At 72.7% G+C, this 23,254-nt stretch carries 26 protein-coding genes; 12 read left to right on the top strand and 14 right to left on the bottom strand.

Translation table 11 applies throughout. The features are described 5' to 3' along the window. Nucleotides 1-3: 3 nt before the first annotated feature. Complete coding sequence (ugpC, locus tag QJ852_20995) at nucleotides 4-1,203, top strand: sn-glycerol-3-phosphate ABC transporter ATP-binding protein UgpC (protein ID WGX95619.1); 1,200 nt, start codon at nucleotides 4-6, stop codon at nucleotides 1,201-1,203. On the opposite strand, the gene QJ852_20990 is transcribed toward ugpC, so the two are convergent. After that, the gene (locus QJ852_20990) at nucleotides 1,204-2,106 is read right to left on the bottom strand and encodes an alpha/beta hydrolase (GenBank protein ID WGX95618.1); all 903 of its coding nucleotides are present in this window, start codon (nucleotides 2,104-2,106) and stop codon (nucleotides 1,204-1,206) included. A 57-nt stretch (nucleotides 2,107-2,163) separates the two neighbouring features. Here QJ852_20990 and QJ852_20985 point away from each other — a divergent pair, with 57 nt between their 5' ends. After that, entirely contained in the window at nucleotides 2,164-2,994 is an 831-nt protein-coding gene (locus tag QJ852_20985; protein ID WGX95617.1) for an alpha/beta fold hydrolase, read from the top strand. 41 nt (nucleotides 2,995-3,035) lie between these two features. Here the strand turns inward: QJ852_20985 and QJ852_20980 are convergent, their stop codons facing one another. Further along, nucleotides 3,036-3,767 carry a DUF981 family protein gene (locus tag QJ852_20980; GenBank protein WGX95616.1) on the bottom strand — a complete coding sequence of 244 codons (732 nt, stop codon included), beginning with the start codon at nucleotides 3,765-3,767 and terminating at the stop codon, nucleotides 3,036-3,038. Between the two features lie 110 nt (nucleotides 3,768-3,877). Here QJ852_20980 and QJ852_20975 point away from each other — a divergent pair, with 110 nt between their 5' ends. Further along, nucleotides 3,878-4,498, top strand: coding sequence for a TetR family transcriptional regulator (locus QJ852_20975; protein ID WGX95615.1), 621 nt, complete (start codon nucleotides 3,878-3,880; stop codon nucleotides 4,496-4,498). Between the two features lie 80 nt (nucleotides 4,499-4,578). On the opposite strand, the gene glpX is transcribed toward QJ852_20975, so the two are convergent. From glpX to QJ852_20950, 5 genes are read right to left on the bottom strand one after another with little or no spacing between them, the layout of a single operon-like run. Next, complete coding sequence (gene glpX, locus QJ852_20970; protein WGX95614.1) at nucleotides 4,579-5,592, bottom strand: class II fructose-bisphosphatase; 1,014 nt, start codon at nucleotides 5,590-5,592, stop codon at nucleotides 4,579-4,581. A 42-nt stretch (nucleotides 5,593-5,634) separates the two neighbouring features. Continuing rightward, a complete protein-coding gene (locus QJ852_20965) occupies nucleotides 5,635-6,690 on the bottom strand; it encodes an ABC transporter ATP-binding protein (protein ID WGX95613.1) in 1,056 nt (351 codons plus the stop codon). Beyond that, entirely contained in the window at nucleotides 6,687-7,472 is a 786-nt protein-coding gene (locus tag QJ852_20960; protein ID WGX95612.1) for an ABC transporter permease, read from the bottom strand. The genes QJ852_20965 and QJ852_20960 overlap by 4 nt, the downstream gene beginning before the upstream one ends. A 7-nt stretch (nucleotides 7,473-7,479) precedes the next feature. Beyond that, entirely contained in the window at nucleotides 7,480-8,295 is an 816-nt protein-coding gene (gene modA / locus QJ852_20955) for a molybdate ABC transporter substrate-binding protein (GenBank protein ID WGX95611.1), read from the bottom strand. Between the two features lie 10 nt (nucleotides 8,296-8,305). Then, nucleotides 8,306-8,716: a helix-turn-helix domain-containing protein gene (locus QJ852_20950; protein WGX95610.1), complete on the bottom strand. Its 411-nt coding sequence runs from the start codon at nucleotides 8,714-8,716 to the stop codon at nucleotides 8,306-8,308. Nucleotides 8,717-8,827: 111 nt separating this feature from the next. On the opposite strand from QJ852_20950, the gene QJ852_20945 reads away from it, so the two are divergent. Together QJ852_20945 and QJ852_20940 are read left to right on the top strand one after the other, a co-directional pair. Beyond that, on the top strand, nucleotides 8,828-9,409 hold the full coding sequence (locus QJ852_20945; protein ID WGX95609.1) for a DUF4245 family protein: 582 nt from the start codon (nucleotides 8,828-8,830) through the stop codon (nucleotides 9,407-9,409). Nucleotides 9,410-9,438: 29 nt separating this feature from the next. Next, nucleotides 9,439-10,326, top strand: a complete 888-nt coding sequence (locus tag QJ852_20940; protein WGX95608.1) for a hypothetical protein — start codon at nucleotides 9,439-9,441, stop codon at nucleotides 10,324-10,326. A 22-nt stretch (nucleotides 10,327-10,348) separates the two neighbouring features. Here QJ852_20940 and QJ852_20935 read toward each other — a convergent pair whose 3' ends face one another. From QJ852_20935 to xseA, 4 genes are read right to left on the bottom strand one after another with little or no spacing between them, the layout of a single operon-like run. Continuing rightward, nucleotides 10,349-10,663, bottom strand: coding sequence for a type II toxin-antitoxin system PemK/MazF family toxin (locus tag QJ852_20935; GenBank protein ID WGX95607.1), 315 nt, complete (start codon nucleotides 10,661-10,663; stop codon nucleotides 10,349-10,351). A gap of 6 nt (nucleotides 10,664-10,669) precedes the next feature. Beyond that, nucleotides 10,670-10,903 (bottom strand): ribbon-helix-helix domain-containing protein, encoded by a 234-nt coding sequence (locus QJ852_20930; GenBank protein WGX95606.1) that lies wholly within the window; start codon nucleotides 10,901-10,903, stop codon nucleotides 10,670-10,672. A 48-nt stretch (nucleotides 10,904-10,951) separates the two neighbouring features. Then, a complete protein-coding gene (locus QJ852_20925) occupies nucleotides 10,952-11,173 on the bottom strand; it encodes an exodeoxyribonuclease VII small subunit (GenBank protein WGX95605.1) in 222 nt (73 codons plus the stop codon). Next, nucleotides 11,166-12,413, bottom strand: coding sequence for an exodeoxyribonuclease VII large subunit (gene xseA, locus QJ852_20920; GenBank protein ID WGX95604.1), 1,248 nt, complete (start codon nucleotides 12,411-12,413; stop codon nucleotides 11,166-11,168). The genes QJ852_20925 and xseA overlap by 8 nt, the downstream gene beginning before the upstream one ends. A 28-nt stretch (nucleotides 12,414-12,441) precedes the next feature. Between xseA and QJ852_20915 the strand changes: the two genes are divergently transcribed. From QJ852_20915 to QJ852_20900, 4 genes are all read left to right on the top strand, one after another. Further along, on the top strand, nucleotides 12,442-13,380 hold the full coding sequence (locus tag QJ852_20915) for a PfkB family carbohydrate kinase (protein WGX95603.1): 939 nt from the start codon (nucleotides 12,442-12,444) through the stop codon (nucleotides 13,378-13,380). 175 nt (nucleotides 13,381-13,555) lie between these two features. Then, nucleotides 13,556-14,416: a tRNA pseudouridine(38-40) synthase TruA gene (gene truA / locus QJ852_20910; protein WGX95602.1), complete on the top strand. Its 861-nt coding sequence runs from the start codon at nucleotides 13,556-13,558 to the stop codon at nucleotides 14,414-14,416. After that, on the top strand, nucleotides 14,413-15,012 hold the full coding sequence (locus tag QJ852_20905; protein ID WGX95601.1) for a methyltransferase: 600 nt from the start codon (nucleotides 14,413-14,415) through the stop codon (nucleotides 15,010-15,012). The genes truA and QJ852_20905 overlap by 4 nt, the downstream gene beginning before the upstream one ends. Before the next feature lie 39 nt (nucleotides 15,013-15,051). Further along, the gene (locus tag QJ852_20900) at nucleotides 15,052-15,726 is read left to right on the top strand and encodes an SIMPL domain-containing protein (protein ID WGX95600.1); all 675 of its coding nucleotides are present in this window, start codon (nucleotides 15,052-15,054) and stop codon (nucleotides 15,724-15,726) included. Between the two features lie 25 nt (nucleotides 15,727-15,751). On the opposite strand, the gene QJ852_20895 is transcribed toward QJ852_20900, so the two are convergent. Next, nucleotides 15,752-16,426, bottom strand: coding sequence for a maleylpyruvate isomerase family mycothiol-dependent enzyme (locus QJ852_20895; GenBank protein ID WGX95599.1), 675 nt, complete (start codon nucleotides 16,424-16,426; stop codon nucleotides 15,752-15,754). Nucleotides 16,427-16,573: 147 nt separating this feature from the next. Between QJ852_20895 and QJ852_20890 the strand changes: the two genes are divergently transcribed. Together QJ852_20890 and QJ852_20885 are read left to right on the top strand one after the other, a co-directional pair. Continuing rightward, nucleotides 16,574-18,274 (top strand): ATP-binding cassette domain-containing protein, encoded by a 1,701-nt coding sequence (locus tag QJ852_20890; protein ID WGX95598.1) that lies wholly within the window; start codon nucleotides 16,574-16,576, stop codon nucleotides 18,272-18,274. A gap of 199 nt (nucleotides 18,275-18,473) precedes the next feature. Beyond that, on the top strand, nucleotides 18,474-18,656 hold the full coding sequence (locus QJ852_20885) for a DUF5302 domain-containing protein (protein ID WGX95597.1): 183 nt from the start codon (nucleotides 18,474-18,476) through the stop codon (nucleotides 18,654-18,656). Between the two features lie 93 nt (nucleotides 18,657-18,749). On the opposite strand, the gene QJ852_20880 is transcribed toward QJ852_20885, so the two are convergent. Further along, nucleotides 18,750-19,823 (bottom strand): trypsin-like peptidase domain-containing protein, encoded by a 1,074-nt coding sequence (locus QJ852_20880; GenBank protein ID WGX95596.1) that lies wholly within the window; start codon nucleotides 19,821-19,823, stop codon nucleotides 18,750-18,752. 484 nt (nucleotides 19,824-20,307) lie between these two features. On the opposite strand from QJ852_20880, the gene QJ852_20875 reads away from it, so the two are divergent. Then, on the top strand, nucleotides 20,308-21,363 hold the full coding sequence (locus QJ852_20875; protein WGX95595.1) for a type IV toxin-antitoxin system AbiEi family antitoxin domain-containing protein: 1,056 nt from the start codon (nucleotides 20,308-20,310) through the stop codon (nucleotides 21,361-21,363). Nucleotides 21,364-21,544: 181 nt separating this feature from the next. Here the strand turns inward: QJ852_20875 and QJ852_20870 are convergent, their stop codons facing one another. After that, a complete protein-coding gene (locus QJ852_20870; GenBank protein ID WGX95594.1) occupies nucleotides 21,545-23,176 on the bottom strand; it encodes a long-chain-fatty-acid--CoA ligase in 1,632 nt (543 codons plus the stop codon). Between the last annotated feature and the right edge of the window lie 78 nt (nucleotides 23,177-23,254).

Raw genomic sequence — 23,254 nt, 5'->3', positions numbered from 1 at the left:
CTGATGGCTGCCATCACGATGAAGAACATCGTCAAGCAGTACGGCGACGGCTTCCCGGCCGTCAACGACGTCTCGATCGACGTCGCCGACGGGGAGTTCATGATCCTCGTCGGGCCCTCCGGCTGCGGCAAGTCCACGCTGCTGCGGATGATCGTCGGGCTGGAGGACATCACCTCGGGCGACATGGTCATCGGCGAGCGCCGGGTCAACGACCTCGCGCCGCGCGAGCGCAACCTGGCCATGGTGTTCCAGAACTACGCGCTCTACCCGCACCTGACCGTCTACGAGAACATCGCCTTCCCGCTCCGGCTGGCCAAGAAGCCCGATGCCGAGGTCGACAAGCTGGTGCGGGAGGCCTCGGCCACCCTCGAGCTCGACGAGCACCTCGAGCGCAAGCCCGGCAACCTGTCCGGCGGCCAGCGGCAGCGCGTGGCCATGGGCCGGGCCATCGTGCGCCAGGCCGACGCCTTCCTCTTCGACGAGCCGCTGTCCAATCTCGACGCCAAGCTGCGCGGGCAGATGCGCACCGAGATCGCCCGGCTGCAGAAGCGCCTCGGCATCACCACCGTCTACGTCACCCACGACCAGACCGAGGCGATGACGCTCGGCGACCGGGTCGCCGTCCTCAAGCGGGGCGTGCTCCAGCAGCTCGCCACGCCGCGTGAGCTCTACGAGAACCCCGGCAACCTGTTCGTGGCGGGCTTCATCGGCTCGCCGCCGATGAACTTCCTGCCCGCGACCGTCGAGGGCAACCGCGTGCAGCTGCCGTTCGGCAGCGTCGAGATCCCGGCCGAGAATGCCGAACGGGCCGCGGGGCGCGGTCTGCTCATCGCCGGCATCCGGCCCGAGCACTTCGAGGACGCCTCGCTGGCGGCCGCCGAGGGGCGCAGCGGGTCGACCTTCTCCGCGAAGGTGGATGCCGTGGAGTGGCTGGGCAATGAGACCTACGCCTACATCCCGTTCGAGGCACCCGACGAGGTCAAGAAGCAGCTCCACCAGCTCGAGAAGGATCTCGACGGCGAGGCGATGCGCACCCAGCTCGTCGTCTCGCTCGACGGCGCCAGTCGGATCGCGGAGGGCCAGGACGCCGAGATCTGGGTCGACGGGCGTCGGATCCACCTGTTCGACCCGGGCTCGGGGGAGAACCTCACCGTCGACCACTCCCGCGCCGGCCGGATCCCAGGCACAGAGGTGAGCGCCTGATCAGGCGCCGCGACGCGCGCGGTCGGCGGTGCGGCGGATGCCGCGGACGAAGGTCGGGAACAGCGCGGCGGGCAGGTCATGGCCCCAGCCGGGGATCACGACCAGCTCCGCCCCGTGGATCGCCGCGGCGGTGGCGCGCCCGCCGGAGACATGGACCATCTTGTCGGCGAGCCCGTGCATGACCATGGTCGGCAGCCGCAGATCGGCCAGCCGCCGGGTGCGGTCGGGCTGGGTGAGCACGGCCATCATCTGGCGCAGGACGCCGGCCTCGTCGATGCCGCGGTCCCAGGTCTCGCCGGCGCGGCGGCGCAGCTCCGCCTCGTCCAGCGCGAAGCCGGGGGAGCCGATGATCCGCCACACCACGAGTGCCCGGCGGATGTAGGCATCCCGGCCCGGTCCGCGGGGCGTGACCAGTGTCGGGAGCAGCGCGGGACTCTGCCAGCCGACGCCTCGCCGGCCGGTCGTGGACATCATGCTGGTCAGGCTGCGCACCCGACCGGGCTCCGCGAGCGCCATCGTCTGCGCGACCATGCCGCCCATCGAGATGCCCGCAACGTGGGCGGAGCCGAGGCCGAGGTGGTCGAGCAGGCCGAAGGCGTCGCCGGCGAGATCGCTGATGGAGTACGGCGCCGGGCCGGGTGCGCCGACGAAGGCGCGGGCCAGGCGTCCCGTGGTCACCCGGCCGCTCATCCGGGTCGATCGCCCGGCGTCGCGGTTGTCGTAGCGCACGACGTGGAAGCCGGCCTCCGCGAGCCGGAGGCACAGCTCCTGCGGCCACCAGGTCATCGGGCCGCCGAGGCCCATCACCAGCAGCAGCGGCTCGCCGGCGGGGTCGCCGAAGGTCTGGTAGCACAGCTCGACCCCGGGAGACACCGGTGCCAGCAGCTCGTCCGAGACGGTCATGCCACCAGTGTGCCGAAATGCGGGTAGTTGCTGATTCAACTGGGTACGGTCTGTGACGTGAGCAACACGTTGGCACCCTGGCTGCTGCCCGACGGCTACGGCCGCCCGGCCCTGGCCGCACTGCTGCGCGAGGGCAGCGTGGTGACCGAGGCCGGCCGGCTCGCGGCCCGTCGTGGTGCGACCCGGCGCGCCCGACGTCGTACCCCGGTCGCGGTGCGGTCGGTGGAGCGGCTCGCCGAACCCGTGCTGCTGATCCCCGGCTTCCTCGCCGGCGACTGGACGCTCACCGCGATGGCGCGCGACCTGCGCGGCCGCGGCCTGCGCACCTATCGCTCGCAGATCCATGCCAATGTCGGCTGCACCCTCGGCTCGGCGCTCGCCCTGGAGGCCCGGCTGGAGCAGATCGCCGAGCGGCGCGACGCCCGGGTCCGGATCGTCGGTCACAGCCTCGGCGGGATGATCGCCCGCGGCCTCGCGGCGCGCCGACCCGACCTGGTGGCGGGCATCGTCACGCTCGGCAGCCCGATGCGGGCGCCGGCCGCCCATCACGCCCTGCTGACCCGTGGCGTGCGGGTCCTCAACCGGCTCTCCGAGGCGGGCGTCCCGGGGCTGATGAGCGAGGACTGTGTCGCGGGGGAGTGCGCGCACCTGAGCTTCACCGAGTCGCAGGAGCCGCTGCGTGCCGATGTCGCGATGACCAATGTCTTCTCCCGTCGTGACGGCATCGTCGACTGGCGGGCGTGCGTCGATCCCGCCGGTCTCGCTGTCGAGGTGCGGGCCTCGCACATCGGGATGGCGGTCGACCCGCGGGTGATCGATGTGGTCGCCGACGCACTGCTGGTGCCGGACATGCGTCGTACCCGGCATCTGGGTCGCGATACTGCCTGAGCCACGACCCGGATGCCGGGTACGACGGGGGCCCCGACGGGTCACATCGTGTTGACGATGAGCCCGATGTGGGTGAAGAAGTTCATCGCGCCGAACAGCAGGAAGAGCACGCCCGAGATGCTCCACAGCCAGCCGGTGATGCGGGCCCAGGCGCCGGCCGAGCCGGTCGAGCGGAACCGGTTCACCAGGACGGCGAAGGCGAGGGCGCCGAGGCCGACGAGCGCGATCAGCAGGGACATGAACGTGGCCTCGACCATCGGGTGGTCGGCGAAGGCGCCCGAGATGGGCTCCTCGGCGGGGGCGGCGAACAGCTCGTACTTGATGCCGGCGACCGCGATCGCGAGCAGGCTCAGGCCGAGTCCGCCGACGAACACCGTGATCGGCTGGGCGACCCGGGCCAGCGCCTCGACCGGCCTGCTGCTGGCCAGCGCGGTGGCACCGCGCTTCCACAGGTAGAGCGCGGCCCCGAGGAGCAGGACGCCGAAGCCCAGGCTGGTCTCTCCGAAGATGATGTTGTCGAAGGGGAAGCCGCCCGCGGCGAGCGGCCAGGTCAGCGTCATGTGCAGACCGGTCGTGGTGAGGACGGTGCCGAGGACACCGAAGGTGAGCGCCCAGCCGTCCGGCTCGACCTCGTCCGGCGCGCGCAGGAGCTCGCGGCCGAGCAGGACGAGTCCGATCAGCCCGGCGCCGACGGCGACCGCCATGATCGTGTTGTAGGTGGGCATGTTCGCCCAGTCGATCTTCAGGCCCTCCTGGGCCGCAAGGCTGTTCATCTGCTGCACCTCTGGTTGTGCTGTGGGGCCGGATCTCGGCTCTCGATCAGCAGAACCTATACGCACGTATAGATATTCCGGCCGAGGTGCCGGTGCGTAGGGTGGCGCACGTGGCCACCGCCCCCCGACGTACTCAGGAGCGCAGTGCCCAGCGCGCGCAGGCGATGACCGAAGCCGCGGCGCGGCTGCTCATCGAGGAGGGGCCGGACGCGGTCACTCACCGCCGGGTGGCGGCTGCCGCGGGGGTGCCGGCCGGATCGGCCGGCTACTACTTCCCCACCCGCCAGGAGCTGTACGCCGCCGCGGTCGCTGCCGCCGAACGGGTCCGGTCCGCCGGCGCGGCCGAGCGCGCCCGGTCGCTGCCGCGTCGCCGTCGCTCGGCGAGCGCGACCGCGGCCCTGCTCCTCGAGGTGCTCTACGCGCCCGCGCTCGACGGCGCCGTGGTGACCCGCCGGCTGCAGCCGATGCTCGCGGCCACCGCCGACCCCGAGCTGCATCCGATCATGGCCGCCGCCCGACCCGCGCTGCTGGACGCGCTGCGCGAAGCCCTGGAGCGGTGCGGCTGGGCGGAGGTCGCGGCGAGTCCGGACTTCGACCTCGTCGTCCGGATGCTCGACGCCGCACTGCTCTACGGCGCCGCCACCGGCGACGAGGACCCGGTGGCCGACGCCGTCGCCGATGTCGCGCGCCTGCTGGAGCTGGTGCGCGACGCGCGACCCGGCGGGGGCTGAGCTCCCGACGCGTCGACCCGTCGCGTTTAAACGCGACGGGTCGGCGGCTCAGACGTGTTCAGATGCGACGGGTCGGCGGCTCAGTCGAAGTCGATGCTGCTGAAGCCGCGGAGCTTCGAGAGCTGGTGCTCGGAGGTGATGGTGCGGATCGTGCCGCTGCGCGAGCGCATCACCAGCGACTGGGTGACCGCGCCACCCGCGCGATAGCGGACGCCGCGGACCAGCTCGCCGTCGGTGATGCCGGTGGCCACGAAGAAGCAGTCGTCACCGGTCACCAGGGTGTCGGTGGTGAGGATGTGGTCGGGGTCGAGGTCGTGGCCCGCGTCGATGGCGCGCTGGCGCTCCTCGTCGTCGGTCGGCCACAGCCGGCCCTGGATGGTGCCGCCCATGGCCTTCATCGCGCAGGCGGCGATGATGCCCTCGGGAGTGCCGCCGATGCCCATCAGCAGGTCGATGCCGGTGTCGGCGCGGGCGGCCATGATCGCGCCGGCCACGTCACCGTCGGTGATGAACTTGATCCGCGCGCCGGTCGCGCGGATCTCGTCGACCAGGGTGGCGTGCCGCGGCCGGTCGAGGAGGACGACGGTCACGTCGGACGGGTTGGAGCCCTTGGACTTGGCGACCTGGTGGATGTTCTCGGCGACGGGATAGCGGATGTCGACGACCTCGGCGGCCTCGGGGCCGGTGACCAGCTTCTCCATGTAGAACACCGCGGAGGGGTCGTACATGGTGCCGCGCGGAGCGACGGCGAGGACGGCGACCGCATTGGCCATGCCCTTCGCGGTCAGGGTGGTGCCGTCGATCGGGTCGACCGCGACGTCGCACTCGGGGCCGGTCCCGTCGCCGACGCTCTCACCGTTGTAGAGCATCGGGGCGTTGTCCTTCTCGCCCTCGCCGATGACGACGGTGCCGTTCATGCTGACGCTGGAGATCATGACGCGCATCGCCTGCACCGCGACGCCGTCGGCGCCGTTCTTGTCCCCACGGCCGACCCAGCGTCCGGCCGCCATCGCGGCCGCCTCGGTGACCCGCACCAGCTCCAGGGCGAGGTTGCGGTCGGGGGCGGGCGGCTCCACGATGAGGGCTTCGTTCATGAGGCGAACCTTATCGTTCCTCGCGGTTCGCCCCGAGATTCCCTACCGTGCGTAGACATCCACCTCGGTCGCCTTCACCACGAAGGTGACCTCGGCGCCCGGTGCCAGGCCCAGCTCCGCGACGGAGGCGACGGTCACGTCGGCGGCCAGGTCGCCGGCCCGGACCCGGACCAGGTCGCCGAGCGGCTCGAGCTCGGAGACGACGACGCGCAGGGCGTTGCGCGGGCTGCCCCCGGGCGGCTCGCGGTGGACGGCCACGGCCGACGGGCGGAAGACCGCCACCGCGGCCGCACCCTCGCGCGGGACAGGGGCTCCCGACGTACCGTGGAGGACCAGACCGTCCGGGCGCCGTACGCCGTCGGGGGTGGCGTCGCCCGCGACCAGGTTGAGTCCCGCGAACCGTGCCGCGAACGCACTGCGCGGGCGGGAGAGCACGTCGCTCGTGGGTCCCTGCTCGACCACCCGGCCGCCGTCGAGGACGACCACGCGGTCGGCCAGCAACAGCGCGTCGAGCACGTGATGGGTGACGATCACGGTCGTCCGGTCCGCCAGGACCCGGCGGAACAGGGAGCGCAGGGCGGGGGCCACGGCCACGTCGAGAGCCGCCATCGGCTCGTCGAGGAGCAGCAGCCGCGGCTCGGCGGCGAGGGCCCGGGCGACCGCCACCCGCTGGGCCTGGCCGCCGGAGAGCTGGGCGGGCCGGCGCTCGGCGAGCCCGCCGGCGCCGACCTCGGCCAGCCAGTGCTCGGCCGCGGCCCGGGCCGCGCGTCGTCCGGCGCCGGTGCTGCGCGGGCCGAACGCCACGTTCTCCAGGACGGAGAGGTGCGGGAAGAGGAGAGGGTCCTGCGCCAGCAGAGCGGTACGCCGGGCGTGCGGCGCGACCCAGCGGTCCGGACCGGTGCGCCCGCAGCTGGTCAGCACCTCGCCGTCGAGCAGGACCCGTCCGGCGTCGGGCCGCAGCAGTCCGCCGAGCACGCCGAGGGTGGTCGACTTGCCGGCGCCGTTGGGGCCCAGCAGTGCGACCGTCTCGCCGTCGGCGACCTCGAAGGCGACGTCGACCCCACGCTCGGCCACGGCCACCTCGACGAGCGCGCTCACAGGGCGCCCCGCGGGCGGACCAGGCCGATGACGAGCACCGCGACCACGACCAGGACGAGAGACATGGCGACCGCCGCGTCCGCGTCGGTGACCCGGAGGTTGTAGATCAGCAGGGGCAGGGTCCGGGTGGTGCCCTCGAGGCTCCCGGCGAAGGTGATCGTCGCGCCGAACTCGCCCAGCGACCGGGCGAACGCGAGCACGGCGCCCGAGGCCAGGCCGGGCAGCACGAGCGGCAGGGTGACCCGGCGCAGCACGGTGGTGGGCCGTGCGCCGAGGGAGGCCGCGACGACGTCGTACCGCTCGCCGGCAGTGCGTAGCGCCCCTTCCAGGCTGACGACCAGGAACGGCAGGGACACGAAGGTCTGGGCGAGGACGACCGCGATCGAGGAGAACGCGATCCGGATGCCGAGCGTCTCGAGGTGCTCCCCGAGCAGGCCCTGGCGGCCGAAGGTCGAGAGCAGTGCGATGCCGCCGACCACGGGGGGCAGCACGAGAGGGAGCAGCACGAGCGAGCGCAGGACGCCGAGCCAGCGGGCCTCGCTGCGGGCCAGCACGGTGGCCAGCGGGATGCCGAGGAGCAGGCACAGCAGGGTGCTCGCGGTGGAGGTCTTCAGGCTCAGCACCAGCGCGGAGCGGGCGGCGTCCGAGCTGACCAGACCGGGGAAGTCGCCCCAGGCGATCCGGGTGGTCATCGAGGCCACCGGGAGCACCACGAACACCCCGGCCAGCAGCGCGGGGGCGAAGAGCCAGCGCGGCAGGCCGACGTGCCGGGTGCGCGTCATGCGGCGATCACTCGGCGGGGGCGCCGAACCCGGCCTCGCGGAGGATCGCCTGGCCGTCGCCGAGGACGAGGTCGACCCACTCCTGGGCGAGGTCGGCGTGCGCCGAGTCCTCGACGGCGACGATCGGGTAGTGGTTGACCACCTCGTCCGCCTCGGGGAACTCGATGCCCTCGACCTGGTCGCCCGCCCCACTCACGTCGGTCACGTAGACCAGGCCGGCGTCGGCCTCGCCGGACGCGACCTTCGCGAGTACGTCGGTCACCGACTGCTCCTCGCTGACCGGGGCCAGGGTGAGCCCGGCCGCCTCGGCGACCTTGAGTGAGGCGCTGCCGCACGGGACCTCCGGCTGGCACAGCACCAGGTTGACGTCCTTCTCAGCCAGGTCGGCGAGGCTCGTGATCCCCGCCGGGTTGCCCGGTGGGACCGCGATCATCAGCGTGTTGGTCGCGAACTCCGACGGGTCGCCCGCGGCCAGGTCGGCGGCCACCAGCTTGTCCATGTTGGCGGTGTCGGCGGACGCGAACACGTCGGCCTCCGCGCCCTCGGTGATCTGCGCGACGAGGTCCGAGGAGCCGCCGAAGGACAGCTTCACGTCGACGCCGTCGTGGGCGTCCTCGAACTCCTTCTCCAGCTCCTCGAAGGTCTTCGTGAGCGAGGCGGCGGCGAAGACGGTCAGCGTCTGCGTGCCGCCGTCCCCGCCGCCGTCGGCGGCGCCGCTGTCGCTGTCGTCGCCGCAGGCGGCGAGCGGCAGCGCGAGCAGGATGGCGGCGCTGGTCGCGCTCAGGGCTCGCCGGGGCCGGAGCCAGGTCTTCGTCGGGTTCATGGGGCGTGCCTCAGGACTTCCTCGTGACGGGTCGCTCGACGACGACCGTGGTGGACTTGACCGAAGCGATCGCGCGGACGCCGGGCTCCAGGCCCAGCTCCGCCGCCGCCTCGGCACTCATCAGGGAGACCACGCGGTACGGACCGCAGACCATCTCGACCTGGGCCATCACCCTGTCGGCGAGGACCCGGGTGACGATCCCGGTCATCCGGTTGCGGGCGCTGACGTCGCCGGCTCGGGTCCGCTCGCGGTCGGCCTCGTCGACGAGCGTGGCGGCGAGCGCGGCGAGGTCGGGCCCAGGGATCACGGTCCGGCCGTCGACGGTGCTGCTGGGGACCCGGCCGGCCTCGATCCACCGGCGCACGGTGTCGGTCGACACGCCGAGCAGCTCGGCGGCCTCGGCGACGCGATAGGCGGTCATGGCGCCCACTCTGACGCATTTGCGTCTCGGTGATCAAATAATCGACGCAGATGCGCCATTCCGGGGGGTGCGACCCGTCCGATCCTCCCCGACTGGGACACTGGGGGCGACATGAGCACGCAGCAGGCACAGCCGTCGGGCAGCCCGGGCCGCTACCAGCGGTCGGTGGTGGGGCTGGTGACCTCGCTCGTCGTCACCGTCGCCGCCATCGTCGGGATGCTCTACTTCATGGGCGCCTTCCGATCCGACTTCGAGATCGAGCCCGAGGCGATCGACTACGTCGAGACGGTCCGGTCGGCCCAGCAGGCCGGCCTGACCCCGATCTACCCGACCAGCCTCCCGAAGGGCTGGATCGCCACCGGCGTCGACGTCACGCCCGGTGACGACCCGGTGTTCATGATCCGGCTGCTGACCGACGACGGGAAGTTCGCCGCCGTGCGCCAGGAGGACGCCTCGGCCACCGCGCTGCTGTCCCAGTGGGTCGACGAGGACGTCGAGCCGGCCGACGACTACGCCGTCCCGTCCGAGGTGCCCGCGCCCGTTGCGCGGGACTGGGAGGGCTACTCCGACTCCGGCGGTGACACGGCGTACGTCGCGGAGGTCGGCGACGAGACCGTCCTGGTCTTCGGCTCCGCCCCGGCGAAGGACCTGCGGGCGCTGGTCGACGCGCTCGTCACCGCGCCCGTCGGCTGAGCCGCCCCGGCCGGGGATAGCATCCGGCGATGCGGACAGAAGTCAGCAGAGGAGATCCCCGCACCTTCGACGTCCAGCTGTTCGACCGGCTGTTTCCGTGGGAGAAGCACGACGCCGCCCGCTGCTACACGATGCGGCTCAACCAGGTCGGCCGGGGCAAGCGGAACTATCCGGACGACGAGGCACCCGCATCGGTCGCTCGTCAGGCGGTGATCTACGGCTTGGTCTTCCTCGGACTGGGAGCATTCGGGGCGCTGGTGAGCCTCATGATCCTCGTGGCACTGGTCGGCGTGTGGTGGAAGCCGGCCGCCAAGTACGAGATCGACGTCGGCCTCGGGACCGTCATCGCGGCGGTGGTCGTGGCGGTCCTGTGGATGCTCCGCGCCCGACAGGTCAGCGGATACTACGTGGCGCGCTACCCGGACTCGCTGGACCGATGGTTCTTCAGACCGGGATCTGACCCGAGTGGGTCAGGTGCCTCGCCGGGAGAGGATGCCGCGCTCGCCGAGGGCATGCCGACACCTGCGGAGACGGTCCGAGGAGGCGATCCCGCCGTCGTCCTACCTGAGGTGATGGCCGCGCTCACCCGGCTGGAGAGGAGCCGGGTCGCCGGCCGTTTCGCCTGGTGGCAGAGGCGCGTCGGCGCCGGCGACGTGCGCTATCTCGACGACGAGCCCGCCGAGAGCGTGGCGCGCGACGCGGTCCGGCGGGGCGTCGGCAGCGCGGGGTGGCTGCTGGTGCTGCCGGTGCTCGTCGCGATCGGCTATGTCAATGTCGCCCTGCTCGTCGACGGATCGGCGGCCGGAGCAGTGGGCTCCGCGATCTGCGTCGTGGTGCTTCTGGTCGCCGCGGTGCTGGTCGTTCGACGTCGGCGGCGCATCATGCGGCTCTTCGACGACGAGGTGGCGCGCGGCTGAGGTTCGCCGCGGCGCGGACGCCTCACCCCAACAGCGGCAGGTCCAGGTCGAAGGTGAGGACCAGTGCTCGGGCGAGCTCGGGCTCCTGGTCGTCGCGCAGGAATCCGACGGTGCGGCCGAGGAGATCGCTGGGGATGGTGACGATGTTGTCCAAGGAGATGACGCATTCTTGGTCCAGGCCGTTGGCCGGACCGACGGGGACCTCGCTGGACAGGCCCTTGGCGGTCGAGGTGATCGGCGCGACGCTCACCTTGGTCATCGCCGCCCGCGCGGCTTCGCGCGTCAGCACCACCACGGGCCGCGTCTTGTCGAGACGAGCGAGGCAGATCTCCCGCACCCCGGATCAGTCCTCGAGCGTCACGGTGCGGGCACTCCAGGCGACCAGGTCATCGAGCTCGTCGCCGGCGCCTCGTGCGCGGAGGATCTGCGCGTCCTGCTCTGCGGCGTGACGACGCATCTCCCGTTCGATCGCCGCGCTCACGATCGCGGCCCGGCTGGTGGCCCTGCCCTCGGCGACCCGGCGATCGAGGAAGGCCACCATGTCGTCCGGTAGCCGGATGGCGATCTGGGTGCTCACGGCACCAGCATACCAATATGGATCCCAATGCGGGATGGCATGGGAAGTTCAGTCGTCGTCGCCCTCGTCCAGCACGGCCTCGAGCCGGGCCCGGGCGCCGTCGAGCCAGCCCTGGCAGGTGGTGGCGAGCGCCTCGCCGCGCTCCCAGAGCGTCAGCGACTCCTCCAGCGTGGTGCCGCCGGCCTCGAGCTGACGGACCACCTCGACCAGCTCGGCGCGGGCGTCCTCGTAGGACAGCTCGGGGGACTCCGAGGTCGTCTCGTCAGTCATGGGTCTCCTCGGTCGAAGCGGCGATCGGCTCGGTCGTGGCGGCGGTGACGTGGATGCGGCCGTCGGCGACGCGCACGGAGAGCGGGGCATCGGCGGCGACGGCGTGGACGGAGGTGACGACGTGGCCCTCGGCGTCCTGGAGGACGGCGTAGCCGCGGCGCAGGGTGGCCAGCGGCGAGAGGGCGCGGACCCGGGCGCGGCGGTGGTCGAGATCGTCGGCGGCACGGTCGAGCTGCCACTCGAGCTGGCGGCGGATCCGGGAGCGCCAGTCGTCAAGCTCGTCGAGACGGGTGTCGATCATGGCGCCGGGGTGGGCGAGGGCGGGGCGTGAGCGCAGGGCGTCGAGCTGGGCCTGCTCGCGGTCGAGGCGGTGCCGGACGGCGCGGCGCAGGGCGTCGCGGGCGCGGTCGACCATCATCCGCTCCTGTGCCATGTCGGGCACGATCAGCTTGGCCGCGTCGGTCGGGGTGGAGGCGCGGACGTCGGCGACCAGGTCGAGCAGCGGGGAGTCCGGCTCGTGGCCGATCGCGGAGACGACCGGGGTGCGGGCGGCGGCGACCACCCGGATCAGGCCCTCGTCGGAGAACGGCAGCAGGTCCTCGACCGAGCCGCCGCCGCGGGCCACGACGATGACGTCGACCTCGGGGTCCCCGTCGAGCCGGCGCACCGCCTCGATCACCTCGGGCGCCGAGCGCTGGCCCTGCATCGACGCGTAGGCGGTGGTGAACGCGACGGCCGGCCAGCGGCGGGTGGCGTTCTCGACGATGTCGCGCTCGGCCGCGGACTTGGGGGCGGTCACCAGCCCGACCCGGCGCGGGACGGCGGGCAGCCGGCGCTTGCGCTCCTGGGCGAACAGCCCCTCGGCGGCCAGCAGTTGGCGGCGGCGCTCGAGGCGGGCGAGCAGCTCACCGAGCCCGACCATCCGGATCTCGCGGGCGTTGAGCGAGAGGCTGCCGCGGTTGGCGTAGTAGGACGGTCGCGCGTGGATGACCACGCTCGCGCCCTCGGTGACCGGCGTCGGCAGGCCGTCGAAGAGGACGCGGGAGCAGGTGACCGGGACGGAGATGTCGGCCACCGAGTCGCGCAGGGTCAAGAACACGGTCGCCAGGCCGGGGCGGCGGTTGACCTGGGTCACCTGGCCCTCGACCCACACCGCGCCGAGCCGGTCGATCCAGCCGGCGAGCGCGTTCGCGATCGCGCGGACCGGAGCCGGCTTCTCCAGCGATGTCTCGAGGGCCACGGCCGCGAGCCTATGGCAGGGTGTCGACATGACGGCGACGGCGCTGGTGATCGGTGAGGCCGTGCTCGACGTGGTCCACGCGGAAGGGGCCCCGCCGGACGAACGTCCCGGCGGCTCGGCCGTCAACGTCGCGGTCGCCCTGGCCCGGCTGGGGAGGCCGGTCCGGCTCGCCACCGCGTACGCCGACGACGCCGCCGGTGCGCGGATCGCCGGCCACCTGCGGGCGGCCGGGGTCGACCTCGCCGGTGACCCCCACGTGCTGGCCGCCACGCCCCGCGCGGACGCGGTGATCGACCCGAGTGGCGCGGCGACGTACTCCTTCGAGATCGGGTGGCGGCTGCCCGCGCTGCCCGCCGCGCCCGCCCACGTCGTGCACGTGACGTCCCTGGCGCCGCTGCTCGACCCCGGCGCCGGCGACGTCCTCGCCCTGGTGGAGCGGATCGCGCCCACTGCCTGCATCTCCTACGACGTCAACCTGCGTCCGGCCATCACCGGGGCCCGGCGCGAGGTGGTCGAGCGGGTGCTGCGGACCGCCGCGGCGGCGACGGTCGTGAAGGCGTCCGACGAGGACCTGCTCGCGCTGTGGCCGGACCGCTCGGCGGGCGAGTCGGCCTCGGCGCTACTGGCCCTGCCGGACGGTCCGGTGGCGGTCGTGGTGACCCACGGCGGCGAGGGCGCCTCGTGGCACGCCTGCGCGGGCGCCGACTGGTCGACCGGCGGCGTGCACGCCGAGCCGGTCGAGGTCGTCGACACCATCGGCGCCGGCGACACCTTCGCCGCCGCCCTCCTCGACCACCTGTGGCCGCTCCTCGGCCCCGGCGCCCGCGACCGCCTCGCCGCCCTCGGCCCCGACGCCTGGAGCGCCGCGCTCGGGTACGCCGGGCGCGCCGCCGCCGTCACCGTCGGCCGGGTCGGCGCGGACCCGCCCACCCGCGCCGAGCTCGACGTACTGCCCGGCCGGGGCTGAGGGTCGCGCTGGGCCGCCGATTCACCACGGTATGTAGGCGAATCGGCGCTTCTGTAGTGGAACTCCGCTACGGAAGCGGCCATTCGCCTACATACCGTGATGAACCCGCAGCCACGCCCGACCCACGGCGCCCACCGCATCAGCCCCACGCCAAAGGTTCCCCTAGGCTGGCCCGGTGCGCCTGCGGATCGACCTCGCCTACGACGGCGGCGACTTCCGGGGCTGGGCGAGCCAGCCGGGCCTGCGCACGGTCCAGGCGGAGGTGACCGCCGCGCTCACCACGGTGCTGCGACTGCCGGAGGGCTCGCTGCGGGTGACCTGCGCGGGCCGTACCGACTCGGGCGTGCACGCGCGGGGGCAGGTCGTCCATGTCGATGTGCCCGCGGACCCGGAGGAGGGCTCGGAGACGGCCGCGCGCCAGCTCACCCAGCTCGACGTGCTGGCCCGCCGGGTCAACGGAGTGCTCGACAAGACGGTGCGCGTGCACCGGATCAGTGCCGCGGCGCCCGGCTTCGATGCCCGGTTCGCGGCGCTGTGGCGGCGCTACGCCTACCGGATCGTCGACGACCCGGCCCGCGCCGACCCGCTGACCCGCAACCACGTGCTGTTCTGGCCGCGCGCGCTCGACGTCGCCGCGATGGACAAGGCGGCCGGGTCGCTGGTGGGCCTCCACGACTTCGCCGCCTTCTGCAAGCACCGGGAGGGCGCAACGACGATCCGCACCCTGCTGGAGTTCGGCTGGACCCGCACCGGCGAGGGGCTGGTCGTCGGGCACGTCAAGGCCGACGCGTTCTGCCACTCGATGGTGCGGGCGCTCGTGGGCTGCATGATCGCGATCGGTGAGGGCCGCAAGGACCCGGCCTGGGCGGTCGAGATCCTCACCGGGCGCCGCCGCGACCAGGGCGTGGTGGTCGTCCCGGCGCACGGACTGACCCTCGAGGAGGTCGCCTACCCCGACGCCGCCGGGCTCGCGGCACGGGTCGAGCAGACCGCTGCCCGGCGTACCCACGCGGAGACGGACGGGGTCGAGGGATGAGCGAGGAGCACTACTTCTCCGCCGACCCGGCGGTGGCCTTCCAGCGCGCGCCGGTCGAGGCCGAGGTCTGGGGGCAGCGGCTGCGGCTGGTCAGCGGGTCCGGCGTGTTCGCGCAGGGCCGGCTCGACATCGGGACCTCCGTCCTCTTCCGGGAGACCGAGCCGCCCACGGGCGGGCGGATCCTCGATCTCGGCTGCGGGTACGGCGTGATCGGGCTGGCCTGTGCGCTCGCCGCCCCGGGAGCCACCGTCACCGCCGTCGACGTCAATCGGCGCGCGGTCCTGCTGGCCAACGAGAACGCCGCGGCGCTCGGCGTGACCGACCGCTTCGCGGCCCTGGTCCCGGACGACGTCGACCCCGGCGCGACGTACGACGAGATCTGGTCCAACCCGCCGATCAGGATCGGCAAGGCGGCGCTGCACGACCTGCTGCTGACCTGGCTGCCGCGGCTCGCCACCGACGGCCGGGCGGTCCTGGTGGTCGGCAAGAACCTCGGCGCCGACTCGCTGCAGCGCTGGCTCGGAGAGCAGGGCTTCCCGACCGAGCGGATCGCCAGCGCGAAGGGGTTCCGGGTCCTCGAGACCCGTCGTGCCTGACCCCACCGTGCCCGACCGGCGCGTGCCTAGAGTGGCGCCATGCCCACCGAGTTCACCGTGCGCGGGTCGCACTCCGCCTTCCAGCCGCCCGAGCGCGGCACGGCGCAGGTCACCCTGGCCTTCCAGGGCCCGGCGCTGCAGCCGGTCTACGACCGCGTCGCCGGCGATCTCCAGGCCGTGCAGGCGTCGGTCCAGGAGCTCCACGATCCGGCGAACGGGCCGGTCACCTGGTGGGCCACCCAGCACGTCCGCACCTGGGCCGAGCGTCCGTGGAACCAGGACGGCAGGCAGCTGCCGCTCGTGCACCACGCCAGCGTCGGGGTGCAGGTCAAGTTCCGCGACTTCGCGCGGCTCACCACCTGGGTGGGCCGGCTCGTCGACGCCGCGGAGGGGTTCCGACTCGACGGCGTGGTCTGGTCGCTCACCGAGGCGCATCGCCTCGAGCTCGAGCGGACCGTCCGCACCCGGGCGGTGCAGGACGCCGTCCGCCGGGCGCAGGAGTACGCGGACGCGCTCGGCCTCGGCCCGGTCCGGCCGGTCGCCGTGGCCGATGCCGGCATGCTGGGCCCGGGCATCTCCCCGATGGGTGGAGGCGGTGGCGGTTCCTATCTGAGGATGGCGGCCAAGGACGCTGGCGGCAGCGTCGAGCTGGAGCTCTCTCCCGAGGACATCGAGGTCACCGCCGAGGTCGACGCCCGCTTCGTCGTGGTCTGACCGGGCACCGCCCTGCGAGCGTGGGTCAGGACGTGACCCTCGCCCGCGCGAGGACCTGCGCCGCCGGCGCGCTCGCCGGTCGCCGGCCCCACAGCATGAGCAGCAGCTCGGCCGCGGGCGCGGTCAGCGCGACCGGCTCGCCGGCCGCGTCGGGCTCGAGCACCAGCGAGCGGTCGAGGTCGGTGGCCGTGAGCCGGACCGGCGCCGACAGTGGCGCGGTGCGGCCCAGCCGGACCTGGCGCGGGTAGAACAGCGTCACGACCTCGTCGACGCCGTCCCAGCCGAGCTCGGGGGACAGCCGCCAGGCGTCGGTGCGGCCCACGGCGGCCAGGGCGTCGTACAGGTGCACGGTGACCTCGTGGACCTGTCGCCGCCGCCAGAAGCCGGCCCTGGACTCGGGGCCGAAGGCCCACGCGGGGGCGTCGGGGGAGGTGCGGCGCAGGACGTCGACGAGGTGGGCCGCCGCGGCGCGGTAGCCGGCGACCAGCGGCTCCCGCCCGCTGCCGGCCGCCGGGGTGTCGCCGTCCGGGTTGCCGTCGGTGACCGCGTGCGCGGCCCAGGCGTGCACCCAGCGGGTGTGCTCGCCCAGGTCGGCGAGGGTCCAGCCCGGGCAGGTCGGCACCGGGGCGGCCAGGTCGCCGGTGGACAGCACCTCCGCGAAGCGTCCGGTCGTGTCCTCCAGCAGGTCGATCCACTCCATGGCGCGATCCTCGCAGGCGTGGCCCGGCGGGGTGCCGCGCTGGTGATCGTGGAGATCGGTGCGCTGGCGAGGGCCGTCGTCCCGCGGAGGCCCGCGGACGGGGAAATAGGTCGCCGCGCTCGCACGGAACGCGGAGAATCGACCCTCGTGGGTCATGTGGAGATCGCCGGAGTCCGCTACGAGCTGCCCGACGGGAGGGTGCTGCTCGACGACGTGTCGTTCCGGGTCGGTGAGGGCGCCAAGGTCGCGCTGGTGGGTGCCAACGGCGCCGGGAAGACCACGCTGTTCCGGATCATCACCGGCGACCTGGTCCCGCACGCCGGTGTCGTCACCCGGTCCGGCGGGCTCGGCGTGATGCGGCAGATGGTCGACCGGGGCCTCGGTGACGAGCCGACGATCGCGGACCTGCTGCTCGGCCTGGCGCCGGAGCGGATGCGGTCGGCCGCGGCCGAGGTCGACCGGTGCGAGCTGGCGCTGATGGACGCCGACGACGAGCCGACCCAGCTGGCCTATGCCCACGCCCTGGCCGAGTACGCCGACGCCGGCGGCTACGACGTCGAGGTGGTCTGGGACGTGTGCACCGTCAAGGCGCTGGGGGTCCCCTACGACCGGGCGAAGTACCGGGAGCTGCGGACGCTGTCGGGCGGCGAGCAGAAGCGCCTGGTGCTGGAGTACCTCCTCGCCGGTCCCGAGGAGGTCCTGCTGCTCGACGAGCCCGACAACTTCCTCGACGTCCCCGGCAAGATCTGGCTGGAGCAGCGGATCGCCGCCTCGGACAAGACGATCCTGTTCATCAGCCACGACCGGGAGCTGCTCGCCAACGCCGCGACCCATGTCGTGACCGTCGAGCTCGGCGCGGGCGGCGGGGGCAACAGCACCTGGACGCACCCGGGCGGCTTCGCGTCGTACCACGAGGCGCGCAAGGACCGCTTCGCCCGCTTCGCCGAGCTGCGCCGACGCTGGGACGAGGAGCACGCGAAGCTCAAGGCGCTGGTCCTGCGGCTGAAGGTCAAGGCGGAGTACAACGACGGCATGTCCTCGCAGTACCGCGCCGCGCAGACCCGGCTGCGGAAGTTCGAGGAGGCCGGCCCACCGACCGAGCAGCCGCGCGAGCAGCAGGTCACCATGCGCCTGTCGGGTTCGCGCACCGGCAAGCGGGCCGTGGTCTGCGAGTCGCTAGAGCTGACCGGGCTGATGGAGCCGTTCGACCTCGAGGTCTGGTACGGCGATCGGCTCGCCGTGCTGGGCTCCAACGGCTCGGGAAAGTCCCACTTCCTGCGTCTGCTCGCCGCCGGCGGCAGCGACCCCGACGTCGAGCACCGCCCGGTCGGCGACGTCGCGATCGCGCCGGTTCGACACCAGGGGCGGGCCCGCCTCGGCGCGCGGGTGCGGCCCGGCTGGTTCGTGCAGACCCATGAGCATCCCGAGCTGGCCGGACGAACCCTGCTGGAGATCCTGCACCGCGGCGACGGCACGCCGTCCGGCCGTCAGGGCATGGGCCGCGAGGCGGCGAGCCGGGTGCTCGACCGCTACGAGCTGGCCGGAAGTGCGGAGCAGTCGTTCGACTCGCTCTCGGGCGGCCAGCAGGCCCGCTTCCAGATCCTGCTGCTCGAGCTGTCCGGTGCGACCCTGCTGCTGCTCGACGAGCCGACCGACAATCTCGACGTCCAGTCGGCCGAGGCCCTGGAGGAGGGACTCGAGGCCTTCGAGGGGACGGTCGTCGCGGTCACCCACGACCGCTGGTTCGCCCGGGGGTTCGACCGGTTCTGCGTGTTCGGCGCGGACGGCCGGGTCTACGAGTCCGACGGGCCGGTGTGGGACGAGGGGCGGGTCGCCCGCAGACGCTGATCGGCGGGAGATGTAACACGTTGTCCGCCCGTCTACCCGGCGGTTGTCGGCGCTTTCGAGGCCGGTTCCGGGCCGTTCGGCGCTGACAACCGGCGACCAGTGCGGCGGACGGCGTGTTACAGCGCGGCAAATCGCTTGGTTCCGGCGCTCCCGGATGCAACGGTGGGGGAGTCACCCCCAATGCTGCGGAAGGACCACCATGGCTGCCACCGGCGCGAACGACGATCTCAAGGCGAAGATGCGCGAGGCCCTCGACCGCAAGAACAACAAGGAGCACGGCGTCCACGAGGACGGACCCACCAAGGAGAAGGCGCACGGGTCCGAGGTGGTGGGCGGCGCGCCGAAGATGCACCGACGCAAGGCCGGGGGCGGCGGCTCCTGACCGCTCCGGGCCTCAGCCTGGATCCCGGCCTGGTCGAGGGGGCAGACCCATCCGGGAGGTCTGCCCCCTCGCGTCGGGGGGAGGGGCGCGCGGTCAGGCGTCGGAGCCCAGCTGGAGCTCGGCCGTGCTCTCCTTGCCGCCGCGCTGGTAGGTCACCTTGACCGTGTCGCCGGGCCGGTAGGAGCGGACCGTCGCGATCAGCGCCTCGGTGTTCTCGATCTGGCGGCCGTCGATCGCCGTGATCACGTCGTCCTGCGCCAGGCCGGCGTCGGCGGCGGCGGAGCCCTTCTCGATCTCGGCGATCCGGGCGCCGCTGAGCGTGGTGTCGCTGGAGCCCGCCGTACCTGCCGCGTCCGCGACCTGGATGCCCAGCCGGGCGTGGGTCGGGGTCTCACCGGCCCGGAGCTGGTCGATGATCGGCATCACCTCGTCGATCGGGATCGCGAAGCCGAGCCCGATCGAGCCCGACTCGGCGCCCTGACCCGAGGACGTCGAGCGGATGGAGGCGTTGATGCCGACCAGCTGACCGTCCATGTTGACCAGCGGACCGCCGCTGTTGCCGGGGTTGATCGCGGCGTCGGTCTGGATCGCGGGGTAGGCCGTCGCATTGCCCTGGGCGTCGCGGGCGACCTCGACCGGTCGGTCGAGGGCGCTGACGATGCCGCTGGTGACGGTGGCGTCGAGGCCGAACGGCGAGCCGATCGCGACGACCTGCTCGCCCACGTCGAGGTTGCTCGACTTGCCGATGGTGATCGGCTTCAGGCCGTCGACCTCCTCGACCTTCACCAGCGCGGTGTCGGTGAGCGGGTCGGTGCCGACCACGGTGCCCCGTACCTTGCGGCCGTCGTTGAAGGACACCGTCACCTCGGCCTGGTCGGCCGGGATCTCGCCGCCCAGGGTGACCACGTGGTCGTTGGTGAGGATCAGGCCGTCGCTGTCGAGCACGACGCCCGAGCCGCTCCCGGCGCCGCCCGGTCCGCGGACCTCGAGCGCCACCACGGACGGCAGCACCGCGGCCGCGACCGATTCCACGCTGCCCGACGCCGCGGGCCGGTTGCCGTTGTCGACCACCGGCAGTGACGAGGTCCGGCTGGTGCTGCCGCCCCCGTCGCCGGACGCAGCGTCGTACAGCGCCGCCCCGCCGATCCCGGCCCCGCCACCGACCACCAGCGCACCGGTCAGGACCGCGACCGCGAACCCGGCCCGCCGCGGTCGCCGGGGAGGCGGCGACCACTCGGGCGAGGAGGGCGGCGGGAAGGCCGGGGGAAGGGGGGGGCGCCGGCTGGGCCGGGGGGATCGGGGGCAGGGACTGGGTCATGGCTCCACTGTGCGAGTCGTCCCTGTGATCCGGCTGAGGACCGCGTGAGGACTTCCTCTGAGCCGTCGGCCGCTGCGGCGCTCGCAGGTCGGTCGGGGGCAGTAACACGCCGTCCACCCGACTACCTGACTCCTTTTGGCAGAATTCCGCGCCGAGATGGCCGATTCGTGCTGAGAACTGCCGGTCAGACGGGTGGACGGCGTGTTACATCGCCTGTCCCACCCGGCACGCGGCAGGCCGGTGCCCGTCCACAGGCGGTGGGGAGGAGGATCCTCTCCACAGAAGGCGCGCGGTCGGCGGGGCTCCGTCGCCGCTGGTGCCGATCCTCGGAGCATGAATGCTCGGGTCAAGGCGCTGATGAGCGCGCAGTGGGGTCTCGTCACGAGGAGGCAGGCGATGGTCGAGGGAGGGATGGCCGGGCACCAGATCGACACGCTGGTGCGTTCGGGCGTCTGGGTCGCTGTCCGCCGGGGCGTCTACGCGGAGGCGTCGTACGTCGCTGTGCTGACGTCGTCTCTGCAGCGACGGGTGCTCGCGGACCGCGCCGCCAGCCTGCGCATCGCAGCACCCCATTCGCTGTCCCATCACTCGTCGGCTCATCTCCAGCAGCTCGAGGTCCTTCGTGAGCGGTTGCCCTCCACGCACGTCGGTCGACCCGGCATCGTCGGCTCGCACCTGCGGCACGGTGTGAAGCACCACCTGGCGCCGTACCGGAGGGAACAGGTCATCGAGGTCGATGGCGTGCCGGCTCTCGACGGTCCACGGACCTGTCTCGACATCGCACGTGAACACGGCTACCTCCAGGGCCTGGTGGCAGCCGACTCGGTGTTGCGCTCGGGCTCGAGTCGTGCCGACCTGGAGAGGGCGGCCGCTGCGATGACCCATTGGCCCCACGTGACCGTGGTCCGGGACGTCGTCGTGTCGGCGTCACCGCTGACGGATTCGATCGCGGAGTCGCTGGGCCGCGACTTCGTCACCGAGCTCGGCTACGGCGTCCCGCAGCCGCAGTTCGGGCTGACCGCCGACGGTCGGACGGTCTGGTGCGACCTTCGGCTGGGCCGCCACTTCTTCGAGATCGACGGGAGGTGGAAGCTGCGGCCCGCCGCCGCGGGTGGGTTCTCGGTCACGACGCCGGAGGACACGTTGTGGGAGGAGAAGCTGCGCCAGGACTTCGTCACCGGATTCAAGACCGGGGTGTCGCGGCTCACCTGGGACGACTTCTTCGGCGGACAGCGTGCCCGGGCGCTCGAACGCTGCCGCCGCGAGTTCCTCGACACCTGCGCACGCTTCGGCACGGACATCTCGGATCTCGCTCAGTTCCGGCCGCGCCATCCCAAACCGCGGAGCGTCGTACGGCGGGGGCCGGTCCTGCCGCAGTGGTCGCCGTGAGCCGGTGAGCGGCGTCGTGTAACACGCCGTCCACCCGACTACCTGTCGGTTGTCAGCAGGAACGGCACGAAAAGCGGCTCGATTCTGCGGAGATCCGCCGACCAGACCGGTGGACGGCGTGTTACTTCCGAGCGGCCGCGAGCCAGCCCGCCGCCACTCCTCCTGCTGAGGCCGAGCCGGACTACACCTGTCGGGCCTGCTCCTCCCAGTACGGCTTGCGCAGCTCCCGCTTGAGGATCTTGCCGGTGGGATTGCGCGGCAGCGCGGCGATGATGTCCACCGACTTGGGCGCTTTGAAGTGCGCGAGCCGCTCGCGGGTCCACTCGATCAGCTCGACCTCGGTGGCGTCCGAGCCCTCGCGCAACCCGACGACCGCCTTGACCGCCTCGCCCCACGTCGGGTCCGGTACGCCGATCACGGCCACCTCGAGGACCGCCGGGTGCTCGGAGAGCACCCGCTCGACCTCGGGGGAGTACACGTTCTCGCCGCCGGTGATGATCATGTCCTTGAGCCGGTCGGAGACGAACACGAAGCCGTCCTCGTCGACGTGTCCCATGTCGCCGGTCCGGAACCAGCCGTCGTCGGTGATCACCTCGGCGGTCGCCTCCGGCTTGTTCAGGAAGCCCTTCATCAGCTGGGGCGTCTTGAGCCAGATCTCGCCGTGCTCGCCGACCCCCACGTCGGCCAGCGTCGCCGGATCGACGATGCGGACCTCGCACTCCGGGAGCGGCTTGCCGGCCGAGACCAGCCGCTCGGGATGGCCGTCCGCCTCGGCGGTGCGGTGGTCCTCGGGCATCAGGTGGGTGGCGACCCCGGCGACCTCGGTGAGGCCGTAGACCTGGATGAAGTCGGTGTCGGGCCAGGCCTCCATCGCGGCCCGCAGCAGCGGCGGCGGCATCGGCGCGGCGCCGTAGGTGTAGGTCTTGAGCGCACCGAACAGCGTGATCGCGTCCGGCCCGGCCTGGAGCACCTGGGCGAGCACGGCGGGAACCAGGAAGGTGCGGTTGGCGCCGGCCAGGATCGCGCCGGCCAGCGAGGCGGCGTCGGGCTCGCGGGTCATCACGCTCGGGATGCCGTCGTGGATGCCGAAGAGCACGTACGACGAGCCGCCCACGTGGAACAGCGGCATCGCCACCATCGACTTGTCGCCGGGCTCGAAGCCCCAGCCGTCGTGGGCGTTGATGGTGTGCCGGACCATGTTGCGGTGGGTGAGCATGACGCCCTTGGGCCGCCCGGTGGTGCCCGAGGAGTACATCACCAGGCACACGTCGTCCTCGAGGACGTCGGGCCCGTCGTCGCAGGGCGTGGCCGCGGCGAGGAACCGCTCGTACGCGTCGTCCTCTCCGCCCTCGGGGGTGACCTCGATGATCGTCCGCACGTTCGGCAGCCGGTCGCGGATCGCCTCGATCGTGGGCATCAGCTCGCGTCCGACGAAGAGCACCTTGGCGCCGGAGTCGTTGACGGCGTAGTCGATCTCGTCGCCGGCCGAGCGCCAGTTGATGATCGCGTTGGCCGCGCCGATCGAGCCGGCGGCCAGGCTGATCTCGACGCAGGCCGGGTGGTTCTTGTCGAGGAAGGACACCACGTCGCCGCGGGCGATGCCGAGGTCGCGCAGTCCGCCGGCGGCGCGGTGCACGCGGTCGTGCCACTGCTTCCACGTCCAGGTGCGGCCGAGGTAGGTCATCGCCTCGGCGTCGGGCGTCGCCTCCGCCCAGTAGTTGAGCCGGTCCTCGACGTAGGTCGGCTCGGGGGGCGTGGCCGGGGGCCACGCGCGGGCAGGGGCGGGGGGCTGGGGCTCCGTCGTCGCGCTCATCTCGCAGATTGTGGCTCACATCACAAAGCGGCACAACGGACCACGCATCGGCCGGTCACCTTGCGTTCACCCGGACCG

Origin of the sequence: Nocardioides sp. L-11A (assembly GCA_029961745.1) — a bacterium.
Lineage (GTDB): Bacteria > Actinomycetota > Actinomycetes > Propionibacteriales > Nocardioidaceae > Nocardioides.
This window is presented reverse-complemented; position numbering and strand designations above follow the sequence as displayed.